The sequence below is a fragment of the Vibrio wakamikoensis genome, from assembly GCF_050337275.1.
GTDB classification, from domain to species: domain Bacteria; phylum Pseudomonadota; class Gammaproteobacteria; order Enterobacterales; family Vibrionaceae; genus Vibrio; species Vibrio chaetopteri.
This window is the reverse complement of record NZ_JAKJST010000018.1, coordinates 236,514-248,411: the sequence shown is the minus strand read 5'-3', so window position 1 is coordinate 248,411 and position 11,898 is coordinate 236,514. Positions and strand designations below refer to the sequence as shown.

8 protein-coding genes are annotated in these 11,898 nt (G+C 46.3%); 3 read left to right on the top strand and 5 right to left on the bottom strand.

The window, feature by feature from the left end:
* Both L4C42_RS10490 and gltS read right to left on the bottom strand, forming a co-directional pair.
* Nucleotides 1–3,444 (bottom strand): Calx-beta domain-containing protein (locus L4C42_RS10490; RefSeq protein ID WP_429760419.1); only part of this gene is annotated, 3,444 nt, incomplete at its 3' end.
* A 264-nt stretch (nucleotides 3,445–3,708) separates the two neighbouring features.
* Nucleotides 3,709–4,935 (bottom strand): sodium/glutamate symporter, encoded by a 1,227-nt coding sequence (gltS, locus tag L4C42_RS10485; protein WP_418642684.1) that lies wholly within the window; start codon nucleotides 4,933–4,935, stop codon nucleotides 3,709–3,711.
* 361 nt (nucleotides 4,936–5,296) lie between these two features.
* On the opposite strand from gltS, the gene L4C42_RS10480 reads away from it, so the two are divergent.
* Both L4C42_RS10480 and L4C42_RS10475 read left to right on the top strand, forming a co-directional pair.
* Entirely contained in the window at nucleotides 5,297–6,019 is a 723-nt protein-coding gene (locus tag L4C42_RS10480) for a DUF4344 domain-containing metallopeptidase (protein WP_418643020.1), read from the top strand.
* A gap of 13 nt (nucleotides 6,020–6,032) precedes the next feature.
* The gene (locus L4C42_RS10475; protein WP_429760417.1) at nucleotides 6,033–6,419 is read left to right on the top strand and encodes a thiol-disulfide oxidoreductase DCC family protein; all 387 of its coding nucleotides are present in this window, start codon (nucleotides 6,033–6,035) and stop codon (nucleotides 6,417–6,419) included.
* A 57-nt stretch (nucleotides 6,420–6,476) separates the two neighbouring features.
* On the opposite strand, the gene L4C42_RS10470 is transcribed toward L4C42_RS10475, so the two are convergent.
* Both L4C42_RS10470 and L4C42_RS10465 read right to left on the bottom strand, forming a co-directional pair.
* The gene (locus L4C42_RS10470; RefSeq protein ID WP_353500040.1) at nucleotides 6,477–7,352 is read right to left on the bottom strand and encodes an NAD(P)-dependent oxidoreductase; all 876 of its coding nucleotides are present in this window, start codon (nucleotides 7,350–7,352) and stop codon (nucleotides 6,477–6,479) included.
* Nucleotides 7,349–8,272: a LysR family transcriptional regulator gene (locus L4C42_RS10465; protein WP_353500039.1), complete on the bottom strand. Its 924-nt coding sequence runs from the start codon at nucleotides 8,270–8,272 to the stop codon at nucleotides 7,349–7,351. The genes L4C42_RS10470 and L4C42_RS10465 overlap by 4 nt, the downstream gene beginning before the upstream one ends.
* An 87-nt stretch (nucleotides 8,273–8,359) precedes the next feature.
* Between L4C42_RS10465 and L4C42_RS10460 the strand changes: the two genes are divergently transcribed.
* Nucleotides 8,360–8,602: a DUF2798 domain-containing protein gene (locus tag L4C42_RS10460; RefSeq protein ID WP_042499975.1), complete on the top strand. Its 243-nt coding sequence runs from the start codon at nucleotides 8,360–8,362 to the stop codon at nucleotides 8,600–8,602.
* A 48-nt stretch (nucleotides 8,603–8,650) separates the two neighbouring features.
* Here L4C42_RS10460 and L4C42_RS10455 read toward each other — a convergent pair whose 3' ends face one another.
* On the bottom strand, nucleotides 8,651–11,689 hold the full coding sequence (locus L4C42_RS10455; protein ID WP_418642685.1) for an EAL domain-containing protein: 3,039 nt from the start codon (nucleotides 11,687–11,689) through the stop codon (nucleotides 8,651–8,653).
* Nucleotides 11,690–11,898: the final 209 nt, after the last annotated feature.

Here is an 11,898-nt window from a genome sequence, read left to right as displayed (position 1 = left end):
ATCACCAGCAACATCAATAGACTCGATCGAAGGTTTATCATTATCGAGGATAGTACCTGTCGACTCCACGCCATCTAACGTTAACATGTAAGTTTCGGTCGGCTCGACGATGGTGTCGTCTTCAGTCGGCAGGACAATATCAAACGTTGTTACGCCAACAGGTACGGTAAGCATACCATTGGCAAGCGTTACGCCATTGGTAAAACTGATGTTGGCAATGTCGACATCAGGGGATGCAGGTAAGGTAAGTGGGTATTCCACTGGTGATAAGGTTTGCTCTGATAACGTGACATTAAAAACTAAATCGTTGCCCTCAATGACAGAGTCATCGTCACCAGCGACTTCAATCGAAGTGATAGACGGCTTGTCATTATCTAGAATACTGCCCGTTGCTTGGACATCATCGACTGACAGGGTATAGGTTTCAGTTGGCTCAACAAGTTCATCATCTACGGTTGGCAGCACAATATCAAACTGAGTAACACCAGCAGGCACATTGAGAACGCCGTCCACAAGCGTTACGTCGTTAGAAAAACTCACGTCAGAGGTAATGACATCTGGAGACAATGGCAAGTCAAGTTGATAGTTGACCGCCGATTGCGTCTCTTCAGAAAGCACCACACTGAAGACAAGATTATTGCCTTCTACAACGGAATCATCCTCACCAGAAACATCAATAGATGTGATGGTTGGCTTGTCATTATCTAAGATCGTACCGGTTGAGCTAACACCATCAACTTGAAGATCGTAAAACTCTGTCGCCTCTACAATCTCATCGTCCACTGTCGGTAAGATAATATCGAATGTTGTGACACCGATTGGTACGTTAATCATCCCCCCGACCAACGTGACATCATTGGTGAATGTGATACCCGCAGTGTTGATATCATCTGATGCTGGTAAGGTCAGTGGATACTCAACTGGAGAAAGCGTCTGTTCTGATAACGTCACGTTGAAAATCAGATTTCCACCTTCTTCAACAGTGTCATCTGAAATAGCAACTGACGTTACCGTTGCCTTGTCGTTATCTAGGATAGAGCCTGTAGCATCGACACTATCTAGCGATAATGTATATGTTTCAGTTGCCTCAACAATGTCGTCATCCACCGTTGGTAACACGATATCAAACGTTGTCACACCGATCGGCACATTGACCATACCATCCACTAATGTCACACCGTTGGTGAAACTAATGTTGGACGTGTCTACGTCTTCAGAAACAGGCAGTGACAACGGATACTTTACAGGTGACAAGGTTTGCTCTGAAAGCGTGACATTAAAAACTAAATCGTTGCCCTCAACGACAGAATCATCACCACCAGCAACATCAATCGAGCTGATTGATGGCTTATCGTTATCTAGGATAGTACCTGTAGAATCAATACCATCAACAGATAGGGTGTACGTTTCTGTAGGCTCAACAAGCTCATCATCCACTGTTGGCACAACGATATTGAAGGTCGTAATACCGGCAGGGACATTGAGCATTCCGTCAGTCAAAGTCACGCCATTGCTAAAACTGATGTTTGTTGTATCAACATCGGGGGAAGCAGGCAGTGTTAAAGGGTATTGCACAGGTGATTGTGTTTGCTCAGATAAGGTTACGCTGAAGACAAGGTTGCTGCCTTCCACTACCGAATCATCCTCACCCGCCACATCAATCAAGGTCACCGATGGTTTATCGTTATCGAAAATGCTGCCAGTAGACTCCACACCATCGACATTTAACGTGTAGGTTTCTGTTGGCTCAACAAGTTGGTCATCCACCGTTGGGAGAATAATATCAAAGGTAGTCACTCCCACAGGAACATTAAGCATGCCATCAACCAACGTTACATCGTTGGTGAAGCTAATGTCCGACGTGTTTACATCATCGGAATCAGGAAGAGTCAGTGGATATTCGACAGGTGACAAGGTCTCTTCTGAGAGCGTCACACTAAAGATAAGGTTCTCACCCTCAACAACGGAATCGGTATCTCCGGCGACATCAATCGATGTCACTGAAGGTTTATCGTTATCAACAATACTGCCGGTCGACTCAACTCCATCAAGATTCAATGTGTAGGTTTCAGTGGGTTCAACAAGGTGGTCGTCCACTGTCGGCAAAATAATGTCGAAAGTAGTCACACCAACCGGAACGTTAACCATACCATCAACCAGCGTAACACCGTTGGTAAAGCTGATATCTGAAGTATCTACATCAGGAGATAGCGGGAGCGAGAGCGGATACTCAACTGGCGATAGCGTCGGCTCTGAAAGTGTCACGTTGAACACTAGGTTTTCGCCCTCGACGACTGAATCGTCATCCCCAGCCACTTCGACAGATTGAACCGACGGCTTATCATTATCCAGAATGGTACCCGTTGAGCTTACACCCTCAACATCAAAAACATACGTTTCAGTAGGCTCAACCAACTGATCGTCAACGGTAGGTAAAATGATATCAAATGTCGTTACACCAATCGGAACATTTAAATTTCCATCGACTAGGGTGACACCGACCGTGAATGAAATGGTGGTGAGATCGACATCCGTCGATTCTGGCAAGTTGAGTGCGTATTGAACTTCAGTAAGCGTTTCTTCTGATAGCGTGACGGTAAATACGAGGTTTCCACCTTCGACAACACCGCTTTCTCCCCCTTCTGGAACGACAGAGAGAACTGTTGGTTTGTCGTTGTCATAGATCTCCCCAGAAGCCTCAACACCACCAACAACAAATGTGTAGTTTTCGGTCGCTTCAACAATGTCATCATCGACAGTTGGAATAACGATATTAAAAGTAACAACACCAGCAGGAACGTTTAACACCCCTCCAGATATGGTCACTCCTTCACTAAAAGAGATGTTCTCTAGATCAACATCCAAAGATTCCGGAAGCTGAATAATAATGTTTATGGCAAGAGGAGGAGCTTCAGAAAGGCTGACGTTAAAATCGAAGTCTGTGCCCTCGCCAACACCGAGCTCATCTGAAACCAAGGTCACAGCCGTCACGACAGGAGGTACGAATCCAAGAGCATCAAGGACTGCGAGAGATTGGGTTTCGGTGAGGCCTTGAGCTTGCAGTCCCGACGTATCAAAACTGGTTGCCGCTATAGTCTGTGCCCCTGCACGGGAAATAGAGCCAATCGCAATTGGGCTAGAACCGCCTTCTTCACCTGCAGCTGGTGCTTCCTCTTCATTTTGAGTTGGATCTTGGCCTTGTTCAATTTGCGCAATAATAGCCTCAGCATCGACATCACCGACATTAACCGTTTGTCCCTCACCATCAGGTTGAATCAATTCGATATTAAGCTCTTCACCCACCTCAGCGTTATCCAAGATGTCGATAACTACATCCCCAGGACGCGGAGCAGTCCCTTCTGGCAATACCGTGAGATTACCCTGCGCATCGACAATCAAAGTTCCCGATACCTGTACTAAAGATGCTAACGAAATCGTACTCATGTTCTGCTCCTTGAATCACCCGCTTGCGCCCGGGCGTTCGATCATAGGTTCCAAGCCAACTGCTTCTGGTCTGCGCGTTATCTATCTTGACTTTATTGTTCGAATGCGGCGTTGCCAGATTAAATTTACTTTGTACTTACATTTAGATACCAGAGTAGCCAAAAAAATGAAACTTTCTGCCAAACTAAATCGCTGTTGTCTCAAAAACGAAAAAAGTCTCGCAAAAGCGAGACTTTTTATTACTTTTCTATGTTCAGCAGAGAGTTAGCCAATCACAGCAATGAACCCTTGAAGTATGACTAGATTAACGATGTCGATAAAGAACGCACCAACAATAGGCACCACCATAAAAGCTTGAGGAGATGGGCCGAAGCGGTTAACAATTGAGCCCATATTCATGACAGCCGTTGGCGTCGCACCTAAGCCGAAACCACAATGTCCACCCGCAATCACAGCACCATCGTAGTTTTTACCCATTACACGGAAGGTAACGTAGTAAGCGAAAATAGCCAGAACGACAGATTGAACACCAAGGATAATTAAGAATGGGATCGCCAAGTCAAAGATATTCCACAACTGCAAGCTCATCAGAGCCATCGCTAGGAATAGAGATAGGGAAACCGTACCGAGGATATCCACCGTCTCTGCATCCACTTTATAGCTTTTTGTCACTTCGCAAACGTTAGTAATGAACACACCAATAAATAGAGCGTAAACAAAGTCGGGGATCATCAGCCATGAGATTTCAAAGGTGTTGACCCACTCGTGTAGATACTTAGCGCCTGTGACACAGATAAGCAGGATAAACAGAACCTCAACCACTTTTTTAGCAGTTACTCGATCACGTTCATTTTCGTTGTAAGTAACAAGCTCAGGAAAACGTTCATGGGTATCATTGCCACGACCGTATTCTGACTCAAAATCATTTTTGTCTATCAAGCGCTGTGCAACTGGACTGCCAATAATACCGCCAATGATGAGACCAAAAGTAGCTGAAGCCATGGCAATTTCTAGGGTATTCGCAATGCCGTAAGTTTCAGTGAACGTCGTAGACCAAGCGGCGCCGGTGCCGTGACCACCAGAAAGAGTGATAGATCCGGCAATTAACCCCATCAATGGTTCAAGACCAAGCATAGTGGCAAGGCCAACACCGACACTGTTTTGTATAATGATGTAAATAGAGGCGATCGCCAGGAACACAAAGACTTTGGCACCGCCTTTCATCAACTGAGTGTAATTAGCTGCTAACCCCACGGTTGCGAAGAACATCAACATAAAGGTTTTCTGTAACGGAAGAGAGAACTCTAAATTGATATTGTTGAAGTGCAACACAGTAATAATGATGGCGACGATCAAGCCACCGACAATGGGCTCTGGAATATTGTACTTGCGAAGCGCAGGTAGCTTACTGTTGATGATGTGACCAAGAAAAAGAACGCTGATTGCGATCAAAAAAGATTCTAACGTGCCAACAGAGATGGTGTTGTTCATATGACCTCTTTTTTTGCTGTATCGCTCATCTTCCTTAATGAGGTTTCGATTCGATATTGTAGTGTAGTAAAAATAGGATAGCTGGCGATCTCTGCAAAATCACCACACGACCTTGTTTCTATATCCATAACTTTTTGAGTGCCGAGGAAGCGTCGACATAATGACAACCCAAACGACTCGCGATGGGTGTATTGAAGCCTTTGAGACACCGAGAGATGCTTTAGGCCAAAAGAATAACTACACTGGTTAAGGCCGGATGGTAACACAATCTCGCAAGATCGACTAATTTGACAAATAATACAAACAATAAGGGACTACTGTGAAAAGAATTGCTCTCGCAACTGGATTACTTCTTACCCACATGGCGTATGCTGAAGTCGCTATTAATTACCAACAACCACAATCTTCCACTGACAAAACCGCGCAGCAGGCAATCAAAGAAAGCGGTGCAAATGAGTTGCTAGTCGAACTGTCCAACGACTACTTCTCATTCAATCAAGCGCTGACCATCCAATATGGCGGCGAAGACGGCCCCCTCTATGATCCATCAACGCATACTGTGCACATGCCGTACGCGTTTTACACCGATTCTCTCAATTACTTCACCAAAAATGACTATCAAAATCGATTTGGTAAACCTGCGCAACAAGGTGCCATCGACACTCTACTCCACACTCTACTTCATGAAGCCGGGCATGCTTACATCGCCGATCAAGGCATTCCTATTTTAGGCAAAGAAGAAGATGCCGTTGATAATTTTGCTGCGGTCATCATGCTGAATTACGTTGAGCAAGGTGCCGATGCCACCATCAGTGCCGCAGACATGTTCGCGTTTGAGTCTGAAGATAGACCCGACTACTATGATTTTTACGAATACATTGGCGAGCACAGTTTCGACTTGCAGCGCTATTTCAGTACCTTGTGCTTAGTTTATGGTAGCGATCCTGACAACCACGCCAACCTGCTCGATGAGATTGAAAAAGACTATCTTGATGAGCAAAAAGATAAGTGTATCGCCACGTATCAAGAGATCGATTACAACTGGAAGCAAGTATTAAATATCGATACTAATTCCAGTAGTTAATCATTGAGGTTCTATGCCGACATCACTCATCCTGTTTTATGATGGTCACTGTCCACTTTGCGTGAAAGAGATGACCGCTCTGAAGAAGCATGACACGGATAATGTTATTCAGTTGGTCGACATTTTCTCTGAGACCTTTGAACGCTACCCAGACATTGACCCAAAATCTGCCTCTGAGAGATTGCATGCCTATGACGAGAACGGGGTACTTTGGGAAGGGTTAGACGTCACGTATCAAGCATGGCGTCTTGTCGGCCGAGGACACTATTACGCTTTTACACGCTGGCCACTGTTAAAACCAATATGTGACTGGTGTTACTTGAAATTTGCCCGTCACCGCTACACGGTGTCGGGCTGGCTAACGGGCAAAAAGCGCTGTGACAATTGTCGCATCGATTGATGAGTCGACAAGTCACAGCCTCTCAACATCCCGCTCACGCTATTTACACTGTAAAGGTTATTTGTGCGCGTCTGCACGCACCGCTTTAAACAATACCGACGTGTCAGAGCGCCCTTCGCCTGACTCTGACAAGGCGCGATAACGCTCGATAGATTGCAGAGTCAATGGCAACTCTATACCCTGCTTTTGAGCTTCATCCAGACAGAAACCTAAATCCTTGATCATCCAGTCGATGGCAAAGCCAAAATCATATTGGTCTTTGTCCATGGTTTTGGCACGATTTTCCATCTGCCAGGAGCCTGCTGCACCATTTTTCAAGCAATCCACCAACGAAGGAATGTCTAAGCCACTCTTTTGAGCCAGTAGTAAACCTTCTGAAAGCCCCGTAAGCACGCCAGCAATACATACTTGGTTCACCATTTTTGCACGCTGACCTTGACCCACATCTCCCATCAGTACCGAAGACTTGCCATAAGCATCAAAGAGAGGTTGAAGGGCATCGAAGGTTTGAGCGTCACCGCCACACATAATGGTCAACACACCATTTTCCGCGCCCGCTTGACCACCAGAAACCGGAGCATCCATAAAACGAATCCCAGCACTTTCACATGCAGCTCCCAATTCTTCAGCCAAGGTTGCCGACGTCGTAGTGTGATCAACGAGCACCGAACCCGATTTCATTGATGCGATCGCGCCCTGCTCTGCTGTCGTCATCTGACGAACATCATCATCGTTACCCACACAGACAGCCACAACATCCGCATCTTTGACACATTCCGCAACTGACTCTGCATATTGTCCTGCGTATTCATTCGCCCAGCGCTGCGCTTTTTCTGTCGTGCGATTAAATACACACACCTCAAAGCCTGCTTTCACTAGGTGTCCTGCCATTGGGTATCCCATAACGCCCAGTCCAATAAAACTTACTTTCATTTCGGCTCCTTGTTTATTTGATTCGGATTAACGGCCGTGTCCATGTGACGAGCGGTTGCAAGAATCGCTTCTATCAGGGCTTTTACGGCTTTAGGTTGATACTGTCTGCCTTTGTACACCAAAAAGGCCTGACGGTCACTACGGTAGTATTCAGGAACAACATGAACGAGATTAATGTTTCCCGACACGTGCTTGAGTGGCAATGACGCCACTCCAAGCCCGCGCTCGACAGCATCAACCAAGGCTTGGATATCATTGACAACCAATCTTGGTTTCAACTCAATATCTCCAACGACTCTCCCATCGTTGACCACTTGGATGCGCCTAGCATCATCAATTGTGAGCCAATCGGCTTGCTCTAACTGTTCCATTGTTTCAATTGGCGCATGCTCATCAAGATAGGAAGCACTAGCAAAGAAGCCGTGTTTGGCGGTAAAGAGTGGACGGGCAATAAGATCTTCCATGTCAGAGGTATCAAACGTGATCAAAAGCTCTCGATCGGTTTTTGGTTTGCTTTGATCGTGATTCAACGCCAGATCAATATGCACATTGGGGTAGGTCTTTAAATACTGTTCCACAATCGGTGCAATAAATGAATGGTAGAAACTATGGGGTACCGCTAATCGAACCCTTCCTGCGACCAGATCGGTTTTCTCCGTCACGTTGTTTAGCCCGATTTCTATCTGCTCGACGCCACTGCTCAGTTGGTCGAATGCCATTTTGCCTACCTCTGTCGGCGCAAGCTCACGTCCATGCTTCTCAAGCAGTCTTAGTCCAAGCTTTTGTTCTAACGAGGAAATCCTTCTCGACACTGTCGACTGAGGGAGTCCCAAGCGATTCGCAGCCGCCAGTACAGAGCCCTCCTCGACGACTTTACAAAACAAGTAAACGTCATCAATGTATCCAAATATGGAATCCATAATCCTAAACAACCGTATTTTTTCAGGTAATGACTAGGTTTATACTTTTCTCATCAAAACACAAGCAACAAATAGAAGACACATAATATGAGCAAAACACAATTCTGGTTAACCGCACTACTGTCGTCACTCACAATGGCGACAATGATGTCAGGCATCATTTCGGGCTACAAAATGGGTTTCAGTGCAGAATGGCCTGCCGTATGGGCGAGCAGTTTTATGGTTGCGTGGCCATGTGCACTGTTACTGAATCTGACCGTACTGCCAAGAATCCGAGCATTTGCCGCATGGTGCTGTCAGCCAAAAACGATCAAACAGTCGAAAGCATGATCAAGGCATTCACCTTGATCATGCTTTCATAAACTCGAGATAGGTTGATTAGATATCAGCGTAAGAAGGCTGCGCCACATGTCTGATTGGCCCTGGCCTTGCGAACCAAAAGCCCTGGAACATATCGCAATTCATCTGCTTGAGTTTCAAGTACTGCGCGTGGGTTTCCACCCCTTCAGCCACAACATCGTAGCCAAATGCATGAGACATGGTGATCACTGACTCAACAAGGGCGCTATGCGCTAAATCGGTTTCGAAATCGGCAATAAAACTGCGGTCAATCTTAACTTCATCTAAAGGGAGTTGCTTTAACATAGAGAGTGAAGAGTAACCGGTACCAAAATCGTCGAGAGAAATACGAATACCCGCCGTTTTTAGCGTGTTCAGCGCTCGAAGGCACTGTTCAAAGTCACTCAATGCAACGCTCTCAGTGATCTCCACGGTAAACTGAGACGGTGACAACTCATGGGACAGAATGGTTTGAACAAACTCTATCGCAAAATGTGGGCGACAAAGTAAGCTCGAACTCACATTGATCGATACACTTATGCCGTCATCGATCAACTTATTTGCTAGATCCTCACATACACGCTTAAGCACAAACTCACTCAGTTTAACGATAAGTCCAGATTCCTCAGCCACCCCAATAAAAAGCTGCGGTGAAATGTATTGCCCGTCTTCATCTTTCCAGCGCGCGAGTGCTTCAACACTGACCGCCCCTACTCCTTCTGAGCTGTAGATAGATTGGTACCATACATCAAGATCGCCATTGCCAATCACTCGCCGCAGTTTCTGCTCAATGGTTAGCAGTTGCTGACTTTCTTGCTCCAGCGTCGAGTCGTAGAGCGCCGCCTTTCGACTTTTCGAACGCTTGGCTCGATACATGGCAATATCGGACTTTTTAATCAGTTCATCCGCGCTATTCGCATCAAAAGGATAAAACGCTATCCCTAAACTACCCTGGGTGCTGAACTCACTGCCATTGACGAAAAACGGCTTCTCTACCGCTCTCAGAATGCGGCTAGCAAGCTCTAAAGCCTGAGCTGGTGTCTCTACATCACACATCAATAGAAACTCATCACCGCCAAATCTCGCAATCAAATCGTTTCGTCTCACAACTCCTGAGAGCTGTTTGGAGACATGCAATAGCAAGGCATCGCCCACATCATGGCCATAGGTGTCATTGACGAACTTAAAACGGTTCAGATCCATCAACATTAGCGCTAATGGACGCTCTGTTTTCTCTGCAATATGCGCCTTAAGGCGATCGGTCATCATACGGCGGTTGGCAAGCCCAGTCAGCGGGTCATGATAGGCTAATTGACGAATTCTATCTGCAGAGTGCTTTTGCTCAGTGATGTCCGTCATGGCACCAAGAAATCGAACTGGACGACTAAACTTGTCGCAAATCACTTTACCTGTAGAGGATACCCACACATAGATACCATCCGTTCGTCGCAATCTAAACTCCACTTTAAATGGGATTTCTTGCTCGATTTGAGCCAGTAATTTCTGCTCTAAATCGTCAATATCGTCGCTGTGCACCAAATCGAAAAATGCGCGACTGGTCAGCACTTGCGTGTTCGGTTCACCGTTGTCGAACTTGAGAATATCGTTCCACCGGCTACTCCATATCAGTTTGTCAGTCAGTAAGTCCCAATCCCAAATTGCGTCGTTCGAAGAATGGCTCACCACCTGCAATTGATTCGCGAGATCGCTTGAGATCTGCGCTCGGCTTTGCGAACTCTGCAACAGCAAATCACGCTGCAAGAACAGTGCAAGCATATCGAGGTAATTGTGATAACTGGAAAGTTTCGCAAGATCAGGCTGGCCTTCAATCGGCTCTACAATCGCCATCACTTCGGTGCGAACCTCTTGCCTATCGGTGACACAAAGTAAGGTCATCACAAATGACTCAGGGAGTGAGTACAAACTGCTGACGGGAAAGGTTTCCGTCGGAAAGTGAATGCCTTGTTCAACGCTACTGAGGTGACGGCCATCGGTGTGCGCATAACCGACAACACAACTGTCGATACCCGACTTCGCACCATTGATTGCCCATGCAACCGGTGTATCAAACAAACAGCTAGCATTCACGATGGAAGAGAACCCGGATTGCCCTTGTGAATAGAGTGTTTCGTGCAGTTCAGCGGGTGAGCGCTCAGAATGACTGAGCAATTGATTACGAATAGTAAAGTGTGGATTGTGGCTTGGCCTTGTCGCACCGCAAGATTGGCGCACAACCATGGACTGCTCAATCAAGCCAAGATCGCTCGCGAAAGGTGCACCTGATAAACGCATCATCAATCGCTCTACGGCGGCAACGGAGAGGCGTTCAAGTTGCTGATCCACTGTCGTTAATCTTGGCTGCGTCCGTTCGCCCATGAAAATATTGTCAATCCCAACAATCGCTACCTGTTCGGGAACGCGAATGCCGTTTTCAGACAAGCTTTCCATCAGGCCGACAGCAATATGATCGGTGGCACAGATGACCGCGCTGCATGGATCATTATCTTGCCAATAGCGCTCATACGCTTCTCTGCCCCCCTGCAAAGCGGTATTACTGACATTGAGAATGTGTCGTTTCGTAATCGCATTACCATTACGCTCGGCACGTTTCTGAAACGCCTTAAAACGCATTCTAACGTCGTTAACTGAGAGATCGCCACAAAACCCTATATCAACATGTCCAAGCCCAACTAGGTGGTCGTACAGCGCGCTTACGCCACTCGCTTGGTCACTCGATAGAGATTCAACCGCCAATGGGGAGTAACTGGCCGCCACAGAGATCACAGGTATTCCTCTCTGTACCGCTTTTTCCACCAATGCACTAGCGGACGCGTGCAGTACGACAATAAGCCCATCGATGTGATCAAAAGCAAAGGGAATATCAAAGTCGCGATTGTGACCAACACGAAGAAATATCAGATTGATTCCGTGTTCCGCACCGTAGGCTCTAAGTGTGCTGGTGATTTCGCCCATGTAGAAGCCACTTAGCATCGGTAGAATAACACCGATGGTCGGCTTGGGATGGCGACGAAATAACACTTTGTGACCTTCATTGACCATAGTGTGTGTATTGTCCATGATATTGATTGTTTTTGCTGTCTGCGTTATTAGCCTGATATCTGACCATTCATACAGTAAGAAATTTTGTGCCTATCGAGCAGTGTCGGTTGATAAAAGTGTTAACAACCACACACTCGGTAGTGGGGAGAGTTTTGTAAATTTGACCGAGTTAGCGTTCCCCAAGATCCAAAAAAGGAGCCAACCGAAGTTCGCTCCTTTTCATCACT